A 17,529-nucleotide genomic window follows, 5' to 3' on the forward strand; every position below is an offset into this window, starting at 1 on the left:
GTGCAAACATAAAAAGAAATGGAAACATCATGACAAAGAAGGTTCTTCTCGTCGGCGAAAGCTGGGTCAGTTCGGCCACGCATTACAAGGGCTTCGATCAGTTCGGCAGCGTCACCTTCCATCTTGGCGCCGAACCGCTCGTCAAGGCGCTCAAAGGCAGTGCATTCGAGCTCACTTACATGCCGGCCCACGAAGCGGTCGAACAATTTCCTTTCGATATGGCAGGGCTCGATGCTTATGACGCGATTATCCTGTCCGATATCGGCGCCAATTCGCTGCTTCTTCCGCCTGCGGTCTGGCTGCATTCGAAGACCGTTCCGAACCGCCTGAAACTCATCAAGGCCTGGGTCGAGAAGGGTGGCGGCCTGTTGATGGTCGGCGGCTATTTTTCGTTCCAGGGCATCGATGGCAAGGCGCGCTGGCGCCGCACGCCAGTGGAGGATGTTCTGCCCGTCACCTGCCTGCCCTACGATGACCGCATCGAAATCCCCGAGGGTACCACGCCTGTTCTCGTCAAGTCCGGTCACGAGACCGTCGCCGGCCTGTCCGGGGAATGGCCTCTGCTTCTCGGCGTCAATGAGGTGGACGTGCGCGAGCGCGACGATGTGGAGGTCATCGCGCGCCTGCCGGATGCGGAAGGCGGTCATCCGCTTCTGGTGACCGGCCGCTTCGGCAAGGGCAGAACAGCCGCCTGGACGTCGGATATCGGTCCGCATTGGCTTTCACCTGCCTTCTGCGAATGGGAAGGCTACGGGCGTCTCTGGAAGAACATTCTCGGCTGGCTGACGGAGGCGAAGTAGGCGTCAATCGCCGGCAAGGATGCCGGCGAGTTCCGCCTTGCTTGGGAAAGCCGAGCGCGTGCCCCGGCGGCTGACGGTGATGGCGGCGGCCGCGGTCGCATGATGGATGGCTCTGGCATCGAGCGTGGTGGAGCGAAGCGCGGCCGAGGCAAGTGCCACGGCCATGAACGTGTCGCCGGCGCCGGTCGTGTCGACGACCTCGGTGGCCCGGGCGGGAACGGTCGCAAGCACGTGATGTCCGCTTGCAAGGATGGCGCCGCTGCCGCCGAGCGTCAGGACGGTCTGTGACACTCCGGCTTCGGCCAGACGACGGATCGCTGCCTCGCCGGAGGATCCGGTCAGGCTTTCAGCCTCGCCCCTGTTGAGAAAGGCGATGTCGATAAGCGGCCAGAGTTCGGCGAAGTAGGGGCGAAGCGGCGAGGGATTGAAGGCGGTCTTCAGGCCACGGGATCTGGCCTCGGCGAGAATGCCGCGGGTGACGTCTTCGCTGAGATTGCCCTGCAGCACGACGAGGTCGCCGCTGATGGCGTCGTCAAGCGGGGCAAGCGCCTCCGACAGGGTCAAGGCTTCGGCCGATTCCGTCGTGGTGACGATGGCGTTTTCGCCGTCTGGCGTGGTGAAGATGATGGAGAAATCGCTGGTGCGGTTCGGGCTGGCCAACAGACGGGCATCCAGCGCCTCGCCGGCAAGCTGGTCGCGGATCGTCTGGGCGCGGAAATCCTTGCCAACGGCTGTGACGAGTGTCGTGAGAAGGCCGGTGCGGCCCATCACGACGGCCTGATTGGCACCCTTGCCGCCAAGGTCGCGGGTTTCCTCCCGACCGAGGATCGAGGCGCCCGCTTCGGGCATGGACATTACGGAAATGGTTTCGTCGATGGCGACGTTACCGATGACATAGGCACGCATGGCTGGCTTTCGGAAAGGAAAGAAAAATGCAGCAGATATCGGATAAGGCCACAAGCGCCATACGGGAAATATTCGGCACTGACAAGGCATTGATCGGGATGATTCATTGCCCGCCTTTCCCGGGTGCTCCGCGCTATCGGAGTGCTGCGATGGAGACGATCTACGACATCTGCATGCGCGACGCGGACGCGCTCGTCAAAGGCGGCATCCATGGATTGATCGTGGAAAATCACGGCGATATTCCCTTTTCCAAGCCAGAGGATATCGGCCACGAGACCGCAGCCTTCATGTCGGTTGTGACCGACCGCATCGCGCGCGCCGTCGGCGTGCCGCTCGGGATCAACGTGCTTGCCAATGCACCGATCCCGGCCTTCGCGATCGCGGCGGCAGGCGGTGCGCGCTTCATCCGCGTCAATCAATGGGCGAACGCCTATGTCGCCAATGAAGGCTTCATGGAAGGCCGCGCCGCCGAGGCCATGCGCTATCGCTCGGCTCTGCGCGCCGAGCATATCAAGGTGTTTGCCGACAGCCATGTGAAGCACGGCGCGCATGCCATTACCGCTGACCGCACGATCGACGAATTGACCCGTGACCTGGCCTTCTTCGACGCGGACGTGGTGATTGCGACCGGCCAGAGAACGGGCAACAGCGCAACGATGGAAGAGATCGAGGAAATCGGTGCCGCCACCCACCTGCCGCTGCTCGTCGGCTCGGGCGTGACCAAGGAGAATATCGTCGAGATCCTGAAGCGCACCAACGGCGTCATCGTCGCCTCGTCGCTCAAGGAGGGTGGCGTCTGGTGGAACCCCGTGGAGCCGGCACGCGTCGCAGCCTTCGTCGAAGCTGCAAAACCCGGCCTGGAGGCGTAACGATCATGGGCAGCACCCTCTCGCAACAGATGCTCGACGAAAACCGTGACGTCTTCGAAGCGATGGTTCACCATCGCTTCGTCGAGGATATCAAGGCTGATCGCCTTTCGAACGAGGCATTCGAACGATACCTCGTTTTCGAAGGCGCCTTCGTCAATACGGCGATTGCGATCTTCTCCTATGCCACCGCGAAAGCCGAAACCATCGCCCAGAAGCGGTGGCTGATCGGTGTTCTGGATGCGCTCGCAAACCAGCAGATCGCCTATTTCGAAAAGACCTTCGCGGCACGCGGCATCGATCCTTCCCGCTATGATACCGGCCGGGCCGATGTCGCGGCCTTCCGCGACGGCATGCTGGCAATTGCCCGTGACGGTGGTTTTCTTGACACGATTGCTGCCATGTTCGCAGCCGAATGGATGTACTGGACCTGGTCGACGGCGGCGAACTCGACCGCAATCGGCGATCCCCTGCTCAAGGAGTGGGTCAAGCTTCACGCAGAACCCGAGTTCGAGGCGCAGGCGCGATGGCTGAAGGCTGTTCTGGACGAGGCGGGCGAGACCATGGCTCCTGCCGAGCGCACGCGGTTGAGCGCCATATTCGGGCGTGCTCAACGTCTTGAGATCGATTTTCACGAAGCAGCCTATTCCTGAGAGGTCGTGCGATGACTGCGGATATCGACATCGAAGGCGCGCGTCTGCTGGGTCGCCTCGACCAGTTTGCCGAGATCGGCGCGACCGCGCGCGGTGGCGTCAATCGTCAGGCCTTGACCGGACTGGATCGGGAAGCCCGGTCCCTGCTGGCTGAGTTGGCCGCCGCGCGTGGTTTTGGCGTCTTCCAGGATCCCGTCGCAAATCTCTTCATCCGCCGGTCCGGTAAAGACGACCGGGCGCCGCCACTCTTGATCGGCAGTCATCTCGACAGCCAGCCAGCCGGCGGTCGTTTCGATGGCGCGCTCGGAACGCTCTCGGCCTTCGAGGTTCTCGAAAGCCTTGAGGATGCGGGTATCGAAACGGAAAGGCCGGTCGAGGTTGTCGCCTGGACCAATGAGGAAGGATGCCGCTTCGCGCCCGGCTGCATGGGTTCGTCCGCCTTTTCGGCGGGCGCGATCCCAGCTGCATGGTCCGAGCTTGTTTCGACCGACGGCGCATTGTTCGGCGCCGAGCTGAGAGCAACGCTTGAGGCACTTCCCCAGGCTACGATGCGCGACCTGGGCATGCCGGTCCATGCCTATCTCGAGGTGCACATAGAGCAGGGGTCGTCGCTGGAGAATGAGGATATCCCCATCGGCATCGTGACGGGTATCCAGGGAACGCGATGGCTGCAGGTGGAGATGTCGGGTCAGACGGCTCACGCCGGCACGACGGCTCTTTCCTACCGTCGGGACCCTCTGCGCGCCATGATCTCGGCGCTGAACACGCTCTATTCATTTATCATGCCGCAGGATGAAAACGCCCGATTTACCGTCGGGCGCATCGAGGTGGAGCCGGGAGCGATCAACGCAATTCCGGAGATGGCACGCTGCACCATTGATATCCGCCATCCCGATTCATTGGAGATCGATCGGCTGAACGCGACGATCGAACAATGTTTCGAGGAACGCGCCAAGGCTCAGCGCTGCGAGGTTCTGTTCAAGCGCAGTTTTGACATGGCGCCGGCAAATTTTCCCGAAAAGCTGCTGGGGGTTCTGGAGAACGCCGCAGCAGTCGCCGGGCTGGGGACGAAAAGGATGGTGTCGGGCGCTTTCCACGATGCGCTCTTCGTCAATCGGATTGCGCCTTCGGCGATGATCTTCGTGCCCTGCCGCGATGGTCTCAGTCATAACGAAGCCGAATATACCGCGCCCGAGCATGTCGTTTCAGGAGCGAGATTGTTGCTGCGATCGACGGTCGAGCTTGCCAAAGGCTGAGAAGAATAGGATCTCTAACGACTGTCGAGGTCGGCGTCGCCGCACATAAGGGAGTGAGTCTCATTCACTTCCTCCCTGTAGAGAACTTGGCGTCGACCCTGTGACCACCTCGTCAGCGCAGCTTGAGGCGCGTGACCAATGCCTTCGAGCGGCGGATCGCCGTGAGGGCTGCTCCCACCGTTATCACGCCGAGACCGATTGTCAGGATCTGGTTCTGCCCTCCCCACAATGGCTCGAGAAGGGATGCCAATCCCGCCGCCGTGATCGTCGCCATCCGGTGTTGCTTGGCCATCGGGCCGGAGAAATCACTGGGATTGCCGGTCGCGCGGCCGAGTTCCCGGACATAGGCCGTCAATACGGCGAAGGCTCCGGCCGCCCAGCCGAGCCCCGGCATGCCGATGCCATATCCGACGCCCGCGAATATCATCAGGTCGGCGATGCGATCCGGAAACTCGTTCCAGAAAGGACCGTCAGCCTCTCCCTTTCCGCCTTCGACGGCGACCATGCCGTCGAACAGATTGCAAAGGAGGCGTGCCTGGCAGAATAGTACAGCCAGCAGCAGGTAGCCGGCGCGCGGCAAGCCTGTTGTCTGTCCCGCCAGATAGAAAGCAACGCCGGCGATGGCTGCCGCCAGTATACTGGCTTGCGAGATCTGGTTCGGTGTGATGGCTCGCGCGGCCATCCATCGGGCAATTGCGCCCGCCCAGCGGGTGTTGCGGCTCGCCAGAGGTCTCCGGTCTCCTGTGTCTATCATGTGTCGAAACCTCGTTTTGCGGAGATCGAATAATTGTAGATCGCTGCATAAGTCGTCGATACCAGCAGCGGCAGCGCGATGGTCTTGATTATCTCCGGTGTGCCGCTTGCCGCATGGATCGCCACGAGAATGCTGGCCGAGCCAAGGCAGGCAATCAGCGGCGGCGCCCAAAATCGTGTTGAACCGCTGAAGCGGCTGGAAAGCCAGTCGATCACCGATTTCAGGAAAAGCGTCAGGCAGGCGGATATCGTCCCTTGCACGAGACCGGCATAGAGTGGCGCCGGCATGACATGAGCGCGATTGGCGAAGACGGCCCAGCTGCCCATCGCCAGAAAAGCGAACAGGACGTGGAACACGCCGCTACGCAAAAAACGTTGCAGCAAAACAGGCATCAGAGCGACCACCAGTAGCGGGTAAGATGGAAGAAGATGGGTGCCGAGAAGACGACGGAATCCAGCCTGTCGATCAATCCGCCATGGCCTTCAATGAGATTGCCCCAGTCCTTGACACCGCGGTCGCGTTTGATCGCCGACATGACCAGGCCGCCGAAGAAGCCCATCAGCGTGATGACAAAGGCGAGAAGCCCTGCCTGAAGCGGTGTGAATGGTGTGATCCACCAGAGGCCCGTTCCAATCAGGGTCGCGCTGACGATGCCACCGACAAAGCCCTCGACCGTTTTCGATGGTGACAGTCTTGGCGCAATCTTCGTGCTTCCGAAGAGTTTGCCCCAGACATATTGCAGGACATCGCTGAGCTGGACGACGATCACCAGAAAGGCGATCAACAGCACATTGCGCCCCTCATATCCTGGAATTTTCAAGGTCAGTAGAGCCGGGACATGGGAAGCGCAGAAGACGCAGATCATCAGTGCCCACTGCACTTCCGCGATGCGAACGAGAAAGCGTTCGGTGTCGCCTCGCAGTACCGAGATGATCGGCATCAGCAGGAAGGCATAGACCGGGATGAAGATCGAAAAGATGCCATATTGTTCAGCCCAGAGCAGAAAATACTGGATCGGAACGACGACGAAGAAGGCTGCCGCGAGCGCCCAGTGATCCGCCCTTCTTGTATTGATGAGGGTTACGAATTCACGAAGTGCTGCGAATGAACAAAAGCCAAACAGGATCAAAACGCCGATACGGCCCGCTATGAAAGCAATGCCGATCAGGATGACCATGACCCACCAGGCCTTGATCCGCGCGTTGAGGTTTTCGACCGCCGCATTCGAACCGTTGGGCGAGAGGCGTTGCTGCAATATGTAACCGATGACGGACGCAACGATGAGCACGCCGAAGATCCCGGCCACGAGCGTCATAAGATCGGAATTCGCGCCACTCATTCCCCACCACCTACAATGTTCGGAGACAGAGCCAGAAGAGCGGCCCGCATCCGTTCGAGAAAAACATCCTTGTCTTCGCCCGGCGCGATCTGCAAAGCGCTGCCGAAGGTCACTGTGCAGATCAGCGGTATCGGAACAATCTCACCCTTTGGCATGACGCGGTTCAGATTGCTGATCCAGACCGGCACGAGCTCGACATCAGGGCGCGCCGCAGCCAGATGGAAAATACCGCTCTTGAATGGGAGGAGCCGTGCGTCGGACTGGTTTCGCGTGCCTTCCGGGAAGAGAATGAGGGACGAACCGGCATCGATGGCCGAGGCCATCTGTGTGACGGGATCTTCCGTCCGCTTCTCCCGATCCCTCGCGATCAGCACCGCATTGAAGACATCGCTGCCGATGAAGCGATTGAGCCAGGACTTCAACCAATATTCGGCGCCTGCGACCGGACGTGCCCGATGCCGCAGTCTTGGCGGCAATACGGTCCAGACCAGAACGAAATCGCCGTGGCTGCAATGGTTGGCATAATAAACGCAGGGACGGGAGGGCAGGCCTTCCTCGGGCCACACGGCGCGGACCGCCGTGACCGCGCGTGCGAACAGTACGATGACCGTCGCCGCGGCCTTTGTAAGCAAAGCCTTCATTCACCACTCTATTGATGTTAGCCGGATCACGAATCGAAACTCTAGCATTGTGATTGGCGGAGGGAAGGCGCTTTGCAGGTTTTCACCCCAAAGGCGTAGGCCGGTGGCCCGGCTCCAATGTAGAGGACTTGCGCCACGAGAAGATCTTCCCTTCTCCCGTCCGAACTACTCCTGGAGCGAACGCTGTTTTGCCGTCCGTCAGCCCTTGCCTCGATAGGCTTTCAGCAGAGCGACATTGGAGGCGTGCACATCCTCATAGGCGGGGATGTAGATCAGCGCACCGCTCTTCACATCCTCGCTGACTGCTTGAGCCAAAGGTTTGCTCCAGATCTCCGGCTCGGGTGCTTGGTCATTCATCGCTTCGACATAACGGATCGTCGCGTCGATGAAGGAAGGCCCATAGCCGCCGGCAAGAATCCGCTCCGGGTCGCCGTGGCAGGGAAGGATGCGGTTGATGGGGAAGGATCGCAGTCGCTTCAGCTCTTCGAGATGCAGCGCAAGGGCGGCGGGGTCCGTCATATAGGTGACGGTGTCCTCGAGCGTGTCGCCGGCAAACAGAAGCCGCTCCTTGGGCAGCCACAGGACCGTGGCGTCGGGGCTGTGAATATTGAACTCGTGAAGTTCGACAATGCGGTTGCCGACCGTGATCGACCGGCTGCCGTCAAACAGGCTGTTTGGCATGATGACCGGATCGATCTTCGGGAGGCGGGCGGCGATCCGCGGCTTTTCCGCTTCGAGAAGCCGCGCGGTCGCGCCGTTGGCGATGATGATGCAATCGGCAAACACCTCGTTGCCGGCAATATGGTCATTGTGGAAATGGCTGAGGATCACCGTGATCTTCGAGACACCCAGCGCCTCCAGATGGGCGCGGATGGCGCGGGCGTGGTCGAGGGTGATGTGGGTATCGTAGACCAGCGCCTCATTGCCGTCGACGATCGCATAGGAGGCGATGCCGAGGCTGAAGGCGCCGTCGTCGAGCCAATTCGGCTCTTCCGAATAGAGCCGCTTGCCGGCGATGCGCCCGTCGTAATAGGCGAATATGCCCGGATAGGGTTCGAATATCCGGAAGTCGTCAAGCATGCCCGTCATTTGGATTTCTCCCGGATATTGGTTTCTACGTCATGACGACCGGGCGCTTTAGCGCGCCCAGGTCGCGTCCCAGAAGGACTGCGGGTCCTTCGCCAGCACGTCGGAAATCGTCGGCATCGGCCCGGGAATGCGTTTGCCCCCGGTGCGCTCGGTGAGTTCCGCCTTGGCGGCGGCGATCGTTTCCGGCGACGCCAGCAATGTGATCGCACCCATCGCAAGAGCTTCGGAGGCCATCAGCGGCCCCGGGCTGCTCGACGAATGTCCCGACAGTGCAGTCCACGCCCAGTGGTGGATCGGCACATTGTCCGGATAGGCCCAGTTAACCCGGCCGAGCGGGATCTGCCAGCTGATGTCGCCGTCGTCCTGGCCGTAATAATCGATGCCGGTGTCGAAATATTCGAGCTCGCGATGCAGCTTGAAGGGTTTGCCGGGGTCGCAGGCTGCGGAAAGCTGTTCCATCCATTCGATATCGGCATCGGTCCAGCGCGGCGGACCGATTTCCCTCAGGCACGCATCCAATACGCGGCCGACCGTGTCATTGCCGAGATAGCCGCGGCAATTGGCGATCTGCTCGGCCACCAGTTCGACACCGTGTTCGGCGGCGACCCGGCTATAGGTATCGAGCATCAACTGGTAACCATCCTGCACCATATCGAAGTCATGATGCCGGACGGAGGACCAGAGGCGCACTTCCTCAGGCGTCACGCCGGGGGTGATGCCGGCGAAGCGGTAGACATGTTTCAGTTGCAGGTCGGGCACATCCTGGCGAAGACGATCGAATTTCGCATAGGCAGCTTCCGCAGCAAGCAGCGCGTTGCGGGCGGCGGTCTTGCCGCCATGAGCGCTTTCGCCAATGAACTTGAATTCGCCGCTCGCCATGGCGTGGCAGGGGCGTGCAAGCGAGCCGTTCTGGTAATCGCCATGCGAGGTCAAAACCAGGTCTAGACCGTCGAATACACCTGCGGCCTGCAGTGCAAGCTTGCCCCAGCCGATTTCCTCGGCCGGGCAACCGACGATGACGATCTCGCCCGGCAGGCCAAGCTCGATCATTGCCTTGGCGGCCGCAATACTGGCGCCGGTATTGGCCGGGCCGATATGGTTATGGCCGCAGCCATGACCGGGTAGGCGCCGGTTCCCCTGTCGATAGGGAACCGCGTCATTATAAAGGCTCGGCAGGGCGTCATATTCGATCAGGATGCCGACTTTTGGACCTTCACCATTGGCAATGCGGGCGGTGAATGCCGTCGGCACGCCGCCGTTGCCGCGCTCGACCGAAAAGCCGTGCCGTTCAATGAAATCGCAGAGGATCGCCTGCGACTTGTACTCGAGTGCCGGCAGTTCCGGTACTTTCCACATCTCCGCAAAAAGCTGCTCGATCTCGGCGGCGAGGCTGGACCAGATGCGGCGCGTTTCGGTCTTCAGGCGATCCTGCATCTCAGGCGGCCTTGCCTTGTTGCCAGGTGCGGAAGGCTTCGTTGATTTCGGCGGCCGTGCGGCGCGCGCCGTGCTGCAGGTATTCCATATTGGCGAGGGCCGCATCATGGGCCTCGATGGAGGAGCCGGCGACGCAGTCCTCGACGACGCGGCAATGGTAGTCCGACTGGTGGCCGTCCGCGAAGGTGTAGTGGACGCAGATATTGGTGAGGCCGCCGACGAGGATCAAGGTATCGGCCTTGAGGCCGCGCAGCAGGATCTGCAGGTCGGTACCGATGAAACCGGAGTAACGGCGCTTGACGATCACGTAGTCGTCGTCGCGCAAGCCGACTTCCTCGGCAGCAATGGCAGTGCCCGGCCAGTCTTCGCGCAGGTGCATGTCCTCGTCGCCATCCATTTCGCGGCCGTAATCGACGCCGCTCTTGCGGTGGCTTTCCTGCAGGAAGATGATCGGCACGCCGCCTTCGCGGGCAGCATCGATGACGGTGCGGGCCTTGCGCATGCGCTCGATAATGCCCGGCATCAGCGGGATCGAGCCGTCATCGTCGAAACCGACTTTCTGGATGTCGACGACGATCAGCACCGGTTGGCCGACGATCATTGGATTTTGCTTCTTTGGCATGGAATGCTCCTTCGATCTAAAAACGTGCACCGAGAAGTCTCGGAAGATTGCCCAGGCGGGCAACGGTGATGAAGCCGAACAGGCCGATCAGCATGAACAGGACGGCGCCGACACACATGGTTGGGGAGAAGCCGGTGCGCATGTTGGAGAAGATCTTCACCGGCATGGTCTCGGCGGTGAAGCCCGCCACCATGAAGGCGATGACATATTCGTTGAGGCTGAAGATCGCGACGAAGATGAAGCTCGAGACGACGAACGGCAGGACCATGGGGACTGCGACGGTTCTGAGGATATCGTTTTCGCGCGCGCCCATCGTCCGGGCCGCCTCGACGAGCGACTTGTCGATCGCCGAGAAGCCGAGCGAGATCATCACCAGCGGCACGGCAATGAAGGTCACGGCATGGCTGATGACGATGTTCTCGATCTGGCCGACATGCCGGACCGCGCCCCAGAACAGCAGGAACAGGACGGCGATAACGACCGGCGGGAGGATGAAGGGAATACCGGCCATTCCGGCCAGCAGCTTTGCAAAGCGTGAATTGGTCTTCCACTGGATATAGGCGATCGGAAAGGCGACGCTGATCGTCAAAAGCGAAGAGGCAACTGCGATGATCACCGAGCGCAGGAAGGCCGACGTCCATGCCGGATCCTCCATGAAGGCAAAGTACCAGCGCAGGCTGATATTTTGCGGCGGGAAGGTCATCTGTGCCGTTGTGTTGAAGCTGACACCTGCAACGATGATGAGCGGCGCCGCCAGGAAGAAGACCAGGCATAGGAGGAAGAACTGGCGCAGGAGCTTGAGAACAAACCGGCTCATGACGTGTATCCCTTTCCGCCAACCCGGTTGATCACCAGGATCATCGCGCCGGTGACCAGCATCAGCAAGACGGCAATGGCGGAGGCCTGCGGCAGGTTCTGGGCGGAATTGGCCACTTCGCTGATGATGACGCCGATGGTCCAGTTGCTGGGACCGCCGAGCACCAGGGGCGCGACATAGGCCCCGATCGTCATCACCACGGTCGTCAGATAGGCGGTGGCGATCGGCTTGCGCATCAGGGGCAGAAGAATGTTGAAGAAGGCCCGGACCGGGGTGGCTCCCATGGTGGAGGCCGCTTCCATATAGGAGGCGTCCATGCGCGACAGGCCAGGATAGATCGTCATCACGTTGAAGGGGACGACAACATAGATCAGGCAACTGACGACGGCATAAAAGCTTGGCGTCAGCGAGACTGGCTTGTCGAGGAGGCCAAGGAAGACGGCGATATTCGAGATGCCGACCCGCTTGGAAAGAATGATCTGCCAGGAGAAGGTGATCAGTACTTCGGACAAGGCAAGTGTCGTCAGCAGACCGATCAGCCAGACGATCTGCGCCTTACGGCTCATCCGGGTGATGAAATAGGTGGCCGGAAAGGCGATGATCATGCTGAGCGTGGCGACGGTCAGCGCCAGCCAGAGCGAGAAGGTCAGGCCGTTCAGCACCATCGGCTGGAATAGGCCCGCCATAGCCTCGAGCGACCAGCCGCTGCCCTGATAATAGGCGGGATCGACGCGGGCGAGACTGACGCGCAGCAGGAGAACGAAGGGCACACCGAAAAAGGCGACGATCATGAAGAACGGCCAGGCGAGGCCGAAAGCTATCGACAGGCGCTTGCCGTTGGCGCTCTCCTGTCCTGAGATGAGCGACATGGTCAATCCTCCAGCACGGTCACCGAACCCGGTGCGAAGGAGATGGAGAATTCGCCTGCTCCTTCGAGTTCAGCCCAGGCCGCGGGGGCGAGCGAGGCGATCACCTGGCGACCGCCGCTTTCCAGGAAGACTTCGACGCTCGAGCCGAGATCGCGTACGAAAGTGACCGTTCCGGAGGGCGCGTCGCTGCCGGCGACCGGTCGCGAGATGAGGGTGCTTTCCGGCCGGGCGCAGACCGTGACCCGATCGCCAGTTTTCGGTGACGTCGGGGCGGGGCTGGTGGTGATGACGCTTTCGCCGACCCGCACATGGTTGCGATCGACGAGAATTCCCTCGGCAAGATTGCTCTGGCCGATGAAGTCGGCGACGAAGCGGTTGACCGGCTTGCGATAGATATCGACCGGGCTGCCCACCTGCTGCACCTTGCCATGCGCCATGACGACGATCTGGTCGGCGATGGTCATCGCCTCGCGCTGATCGTGCGTGACGAAGATCGTGGTGATCTTCAGCTTCTGCTGTAATTGCCGCAATTCGACCTGCATATGGTCGCGCAATTTCGCATCGAGTGCCGAGAGCGGTTCGTCCATCAGGAAGAGAAGCGGCTCCTGCGCCAGTGCGCGGGCAATCGCGACGCGCTGTCGCTGGCCGCCGGAGAGTTGATCGACCCGCCGCGACTGCATGCCGGGCAGATCCACGAGCTTTAAAAGCTCGTCGATCCGTTCCTGCTTGTGATGCTTCGCCATCGTCCGATAACGAAGGCTGTAGCCGATATTGCCGGCCACATCGAGATGCGGGAACAATGCAAGGGCCTGGAAGACCATTCCGAAGTTTCGTTCGTTCGTCGGAATTCCGGTGATGTCGCGACCGTCGAGGCGTACGGTGCCGCTTGTGGGGCGCTCGAGACCGGCGATGATCCGCATCAACGTCGTCTTACCGCAGCCGGACGGACCGAGGAAACAAACGAACTTGCCCTGTTCGATGTCAAGCGACACGTCGGAGACGACCGTATTTGCGCCGAAGGACTTCGTGAGGTGGGAGATTTCCAGGCCTTGCATCATTCCGTCCAGACTTACTGACCGAGCATCTTGAGCATCTGCGTCGAGATGTAATCGGCGTTCTTCACCTTTGCCGCGGAAGCGACGACGATCGGCTTGCCGGTGAAGGAAACCGCGTTGAACTCGTCATCCGTCAAGCTGAGTTTCGAACGCTCGATCAGCGGAGCGGCGCCGACGTTACGGGCGATCAGCTCGTGGCATTCCGGCGTGGCGCTCCAGTCGAGGAAGGCGACCGTCGCGTCGCTCACCTGGGCGACCTTCGGAACGCACCATGCGTTATAACCGAGCACGGCGCCTTCCTTTGGAAAGATCGAGGCGACGTCAGTGCCTTCCTTTTTCATGATCATCGAGACGTCATGGAAATAGAGGCCGCCGACGACCTCGTCGTTCTGGTAGGCGCTCTGCATCGAGCCTTCGTCGGTCCACCAAAGCTTTGCATTGGGCTTCAGCTCGGCAATCTTCGCGATCACCTTGTCGATGCCCTCCTGGGTATCGAGCGTCGCGGCGCCGTCGAAATAGACGCCAGCGACGATGTCGAGCAGCACGCTGTTGCCGCCGCCCTGCAGGCCCCAGGCCGACGGGCGCGGCTTCCAGAGTTCCGTCCAGCTTTCCGGCAGCTTCTCGAATTCGGACGGGTTGGCGATCAGGGTTATGTACCAGGCCATGGCGCCGACGCCATCGACCTTGCCGCCGTCCTCATAGACGAAACCGTCCATCAGGTTGCCGAGGTTCTTGAGCTTCGAGCCTTCGACAGTTGCCCAGAGGCCGCGCTGGCGACCGCGAATAACATCTGCCTGGCCGGCGCAGCAGATATCCATGGGAGCCGAACCTGCCTGGATCGCCTGGCCGAGCTGGACGAGGAACTGCGAGCTGCCGGACTGCGGGATCGACTGGACCGCGATGCCGGTCTGTTTGGTGAATGCCGGATAGACGTCCTTTGCGAAAGCCTCTTCGAAGAAGCCGCCGAAGTTCGAGATCCTGAGCGTCGCCGCGGCATAGGAGGGGCGCACGAAGGGCGCGGAAATGAGCGTCGCCGCGGCAAATCCCCCGGCGGCCTTCAGAACCGATCTGCGCGATATCGCCGAGTTGCTGTCCTGGCCGGAGGATGCGGAAGGCTTTCTGGATGCCATGCTATGTTCTCCTTTAGTGTCCCCTTAGGTGGATGGACAATTACTATGCAACGGCCATGCCAGACGTAAAAAATCATTGTAAAACAAATATATATACAAATTCGAGCACTTCCGTGACGGGTTTTCGCAGGCCCTGATTTCGAAGGAAAATAGGCATATGCCCAAATAATAAGCGTATTGTATGCAATATTGCATACTAGAACTCGACGTGTATAATCGCGGCGTTGAGAGCCATTTCCGTTGCCTTCCGGTAGGTCGAAGGAGAGGGGTGGCGTCGGTGTTTATTCAAAGCGAGCGAGTGAAAATGACGTCTGAAAATCCGATCGTGCCGAAGCCTATGATCGTTGGGCGTGCCGCCCTGATCGTTGTCGATATTCAGAAATCGGGCTTCATGCCGCGTCCGACGACGTCGCGCCTGGAATTCATGGGCGATCATATCGAGCGCAACTGGCGTGCGAAGTCGGTCGTGGATGCGGCCCGCAAGGCCGGCATTCCCGTCATCTTCGTTCAAGAGGCCCATCGCGACAGCCTGATCGATTTCGGACGTGAACTCGACGGTTCGGAAAGCATCCATTGCCTCGAAAGCTCGCCGGGGACGCCTTTCCCGATCGAGGAAATGGAGATGAAGCCGGAGGATCTGCGCATTACCAAGCGTCGTTATTCTGTCTTTTACGGCACTGAGATGGAAATCCTGCTGAAGGCGGTCAAAGCCGAGACGCTGTTCTTCGTCGGCGGCTTTACCGATGTCTGCATCCACTACAGCTTCGTCGATGCGCATCAGGGCGACTATTACTGCCGTGTTATCGAGGATTGCGTTTCTGGTTCCGGACAGGCGGCACATGATGCGGCGCTGGTCGCCATGGAATATCTGCAGGCCGGTGCCCGGCGCAGCGCCCGGGAGGTCATCGATGCCTTTAGCGATCAGGCCGCCGCGGCCTGATTGGGACGAGCATGAGCCGTATGACATGGAATGAGCTGCGGTCGCTTGCAGGCATCGCAGCTCCCCTGGCCGTGACCCAGGCAAGCCAGCTCGTCATGAGCCTGGCGGCAAGCGTCATGCTCGGCCGCCTAAGCGGCTCTGCGCTCGCGGCGGCCGGTCTCTGCGCCATCTTCATCCAGGCGCTCACCGTCGTTTCCCAAGGCGTCATCGCCGGCGCGCATCCGCTGATGGCGGCCGCAAGGGGCAAAAGCGAAACCGAAACGACGGAGAGAGACGGTGCAGCTTATGCCTTTGGCGGGGCGGTGCTGGTGGGCATCGCCTTTTCGCTCCTGTCGGTGGCGATCCTCCTCAATCTGCCCTCCGTACTGGCGCCGTTCGGCGTCGCTCCAGAAATTCTCGAGGATGTGCAACAGTTCATCGACAGGGCGGCCTGGGCGTTGCCGGCCATTCTGTGGATCGCGCCGATCCGTCTCTATTGCTCGGTGTCGGGAAAATCCTGGCTGATCATGGCATCGGTTGGCCTCGGAGCGCTTTGCTACGTGCCGCTTCTGTCGGGTCTCACCTTCGGTATTTTCGATAGTCCCGGCAAGGGAATTGCTGGGGCAGGCCTTGCCTATGTGATCGCCTGGTGGCTGATCGCCGGCGGGTTGACAGCCTATGCGATTACCCGGAGGCATCTGCCGCTCTCGAGGTTCCGCAGCGCCTTTCCGACGGCGGCGAAGGCGGCAAAAGATGTCTGGTCGATCGGCTGGCCGATCGCGCTGATCTATGCGGCGGAGCTCGGCATGACGCTGGTGTTGACGCTGATCACCAGCCGTTTCGGGACGGTCGCGATCGTCGCCAACCAGATCGCCTATACGCTGAACAGCATCGCCTTCAATCCGATCGTTGCAATCGGCCAAGCGGCGACTGTTCGCGTCGCCTACCATCTGGGTGCGGGCAGGGACGCCACCGCCCGGCTGGCCGGCAATCTCTCGCTGATCGTCGCAGCCGGCCTGATGGCGCTGTTCGGCACGATCCTGCTCGTGGCGTCGGATGATATTACCCGCCTGTTCCTCTCCACGGCGACCGCCGATTTCGCGGCCATCCAGGCCATGGCACAGAAGCTGATCATGATACTTGCCGCCTTTCTGGTCTTCGATGGCCTGCAGTCGGCAGCCAATGGCGCGCTCCGCGGCCTGAAGGATACAAGGGTGCCGATGATCATTGGCCTCTGCGGTTACTGGCTGCTCGGCGTGCCGATCGCCGTCCTTCTATCCTTCGGTGTCGGCATGGACGTGGTTGGCGTCTGGGTCGGCATTCTGGCCGGCATTACCAGCGTCGCCTGCGCGCTCCTGCTGCGCTGGAAGAGCCTTGCTCATATCGCAGTTGCATCTGTTGCCGACCCGTCCGATACACGCCGAGGTCGAAGCATGTTGCGCAAGCTCACCAGTGCGACATAAGAATACCGCAAGAGATGGCCGCCTTGGACAGGATAATGAAGAACAAAACCAGCCGTACCAAAGACCTTCCTTCCGCCAGGGAAGCGGGATCGCGGCGGAAATTGACACGTGCCGAGGAAGTGCGCACGCGGCTTGCCGACGACATCGTCGACGGCAAGCTTTCTCCGGGAATGCCGCTGGATGAAACAGAGATTGCCGCGAGCTATGGCGTTTCGCGGACCCCGTTGCGGGAAGCGATCCGGGATTTGGCGGCAATGGGTCTCGTCGAGACGCGACCGCACCGGAGCGCGATCGTCACGCGTCCGTCGCCGGAACATTTGCGGCAGATGTTCCGGGTCATGGCGGAGCTGGAAGCGCTGTGCGCAAGCCTTGCCGCCACCAGCATGACCCTTTCGGAACGGCGCAACCTCGAGATCATTCACGAGGGCCTTGCCCAGATTCTCAAGGAAAACGATCCGAGCCACTATCATGTACTCAACGAAAAGTTTCACGCGGCGATCTATGCCGGCAGCCACAATGCCTATCTGGTCGAGATCACGCTCGCGACGCGCCGGCGGCTGTCGCCCTTCCGTCGCGCGCAGTTCCTGACATCCGGCAGGCTGGCTAAGTCCTACGCAGAACATGACGCGATACTCGTTGCGATCTTGCAGGGCAATCGTGATCAAGCTGCGACAACGATGCGAGCACACATTTTGACGGTCGAGGATTCCTACGAGGAGTACGCAGGTCTGAAGACCGACTGACCGGGCAACGGGAAACGACGCCGCAAAAAACTATTCTTTCCCTTAGATGCCAGCGCGAGACAGTCGCGGGCAAGCGTCTCGCCTGGTTGCGCGGCGGCAAGATCGTTCGAGTTGACCGCAACCATTTTCGACCTTTCTGTCGAATCTTTGTTGCAATTAATTCTCAATTGCAG

Annotated in this window: 19 protein-coding genes; 7 read left to right on the plus strand and 12 right to left on the minus strand. The window is 60.7% G+C overall.

Translation table 11 applies throughout. From position 1 onward, the window contains the following. Positions 1-29: 29 nt before the first annotated feature. Positions 30-800 carry a glutamine amidotransferase gene (locus KQ933_RS23875; RefSeq protein WP_216760298.1) on the plus strand — a complete coding sequence of 257 codons (771 nt, stop codon included), beginning with the start codon at positions 30-32 and terminating at the stop codon, positions 798-800. Positions 801-803: 3 nt separating this feature from the next. On the opposite strand, the gene KQ933_RS23880 is transcribed toward KQ933_RS23875, so the two are convergent. Next, on the minus strand, positions 804-1,706 hold the full coding sequence (locus KQ933_RS23880; RefSeq protein WP_216760299.1) for a PfkB family carbohydrate kinase: 903 nt from the start codon (positions 1,704-1,706) through the stop codon (positions 804-806). A gap of 26 nt (positions 1,707-1,732) precedes the next feature. Here KQ933_RS23880 and KQ933_RS23885 point away from each other — a divergent pair, with 26 nt between their 5' ends. From KQ933_RS23885 to KQ933_RS23895, 3 genes are read left to right on the plus strand one after another with little or no spacing between them, the layout of a single operon-like run. Continuing rightward, positions 1,733-2,575: a BtpA/SgcQ family protein gene (locus KQ933_RS23885; protein ID WP_216760300.1), complete on the plus strand. Its 843-nt coding sequence runs from the start codon at positions 1,733-1,735 to the stop codon at positions 2,573-2,575. 2 nt (positions 2,576-2,577) lie between these two features. Next, complete coding sequence (locus KQ933_RS23890) at positions 2,578-3,225, plus strand: TenA family protein (protein WP_216760792.1); 648 nt, start codon at positions 2,578-2,580, stop codon at positions 3,223-3,225. Between the two features lie 11 nt (positions 3,226-3,236). After that, complete coding sequence (locus KQ933_RS23895; RefSeq protein ID WP_216760301.1) at positions 3,237-4,481, plus strand: Zn-dependent hydrolase; 1,245 nt, start codon at positions 3,237-3,239, stop codon at positions 4,479-4,481. Between the two features lie 112 nt (positions 4,482-4,593). On the opposite strand, the gene KQ933_RS23900 is transcribed toward KQ933_RS23895, so the two are convergent. The 11 genes from KQ933_RS23900 to KQ933_RS23950 form a co-directional block, all read right to left on the minus strand. Next, positions 4,594-5,235, minus strand: a complete 642-nt coding sequence (locus KQ933_RS23900) for a CDP-alcohol phosphatidyltransferase family protein (protein WP_216760302.1) — start codon at positions 5,233-5,235, stop codon at positions 4,594-4,596. After that, entirely contained in the window at positions 5,232-5,627 is a 396-nt protein-coding gene (locus KQ933_RS23905; protein WP_216760303.1) for a hypothetical protein, read from the minus strand. Before KQ933_RS23905 ends, KQ933_RS23900 begins: the two co-directional genes overlap by 4 nt. After that, on the minus strand, positions 5,627-6,574 hold the full coding sequence (locus KQ933_RS23910; protein WP_216760304.1) for a phosphatidate cytidylyltransferase: 948 nt from the start codon (positions 6,572-6,574) through the stop codon (positions 5,627-5,629). Before KQ933_RS23910 ends, KQ933_RS23905 begins: the two co-directional genes overlap by 1 nt. Further along, positions 6,571-7,215, minus strand: a complete 645-nt coding sequence (locus tag KQ933_RS23915) for a lysophospholipid acyltransferase family protein (protein WP_216760305.1) — start codon at positions 7,213-7,215, stop codon at positions 6,571-6,573. Before KQ933_RS23915 ends, KQ933_RS23910 begins: the two co-directional genes overlap by 4 nt. Before the next feature lie 198 nt (positions 7,216-7,413). After that, on the minus strand, positions 7,414-8,304 hold the full coding sequence (locus KQ933_RS23920) for an MBL fold metallo-hydrolase (protein ID WP_216760306.1): 891 nt from the start codon (positions 8,302-8,304) through the stop codon (positions 7,414-7,416). Between the two features lie 48 nt (positions 8,305-8,352). Next, positions 8,353-9,738, minus strand: coding sequence for an amidohydrolase (locus tag KQ933_RS23925; RefSeq protein ID WP_216760307.1), 1,386 nt, complete (start codon positions 9,736-9,738; stop codon positions 8,353-8,355). A 1-nt stretch (position 9,739) separates the two neighbouring features. Continuing rightward, positions 9,740-10,360, minus strand: coding sequence for a cysteine hydrolase family protein (locus KQ933_RS23930; protein WP_216760308.1), 621 nt, complete (start codon positions 10,358-10,360; stop codon positions 9,740-9,742). A gap of 16 nt (positions 10,361-10,376) precedes the next feature. Beyond that, on the minus strand, positions 10,377-11,177 hold the full coding sequence (locus KQ933_RS23935) for an ABC transporter permease (RefSeq protein ID WP_216760309.1): 801 nt from the start codon (positions 11,175-11,177) through the stop codon (positions 10,377-10,379). Next, positions 11,174-12,046, minus strand: coding sequence for an ABC transporter permease (locus KQ933_RS23940; protein ID WP_216760310.1), 873 nt, complete (start codon positions 12,044-12,046; stop codon positions 11,174-11,176). The genes KQ933_RS23935 and KQ933_RS23940 overlap by 4 nt, the downstream gene beginning before the upstream one ends. Positions 12,047-12,048: 2 nt before the next feature. Next, on the minus strand, positions 12,049-13,101 hold the full coding sequence (locus tag KQ933_RS23945; RefSeq protein WP_216760311.1) for an ABC transporter ATP-binding protein: 1,053 nt from the start codon (positions 13,099-13,101) through the stop codon (positions 12,049-12,051). 14 nt (positions 13,102-13,115) lie between these two features. Continuing rightward, entirely contained in the window at positions 13,116-14,231 is a 1,116-nt protein-coding gene (locus KQ933_RS23950) for a PotD/PotF family extracellular solute-binding protein (RefSeq protein ID WP_216760312.1), read from the minus strand. Between the two features lie 304 nt (positions 14,232-14,535). On the opposite strand from KQ933_RS23950, the gene KQ933_RS23955 reads away from it, so the two are divergent. The 3 genes from KQ933_RS23955 to KQ933_RS23965 are packed head-to-tail and all read left to right on the plus strand — an operon-like array spanning position 14,536 to position 17,356. Next, the gene (locus KQ933_RS23955; RefSeq protein ID WP_216760313.1) at positions 14,536-15,171 is read left to right on the plus strand and encodes a cysteine hydrolase family protein; all 636 of its coding nucleotides are present in this window, start codon (positions 14,536-14,538) and stop codon (positions 15,169-15,171) included. Positions 15,172-15,182: 11 nt separating this feature from the next. Next, positions 15,183-16,613 (plus strand): MATE family efflux transporter, encoded by a 1,431-nt coding sequence (locus tag KQ933_RS23960; RefSeq protein ID WP_216760314.1) that lies wholly within the window; start codon positions 15,183-15,185, stop codon positions 16,611-16,613. A gap of 35 nt (positions 16,614-16,648) precedes the next feature. Then, entirely contained in the window at positions 16,649-17,356 is a 708-nt protein-coding gene (locus tag KQ933_RS23965) for a GntR family transcriptional regulator (protein WP_253958409.1), read from the plus strand. Positions 17,357-17,529 lie beyond the last annotated feature (173 nt).

The organism is Rhizobium sp. WYJ-E13 (assembly GCF_018987265.1).
GTDB lineage: Bacteria > Pseudomonadota > Alphaproteobacteria > Rhizobiales > Rhizobiaceae > Rhizobium.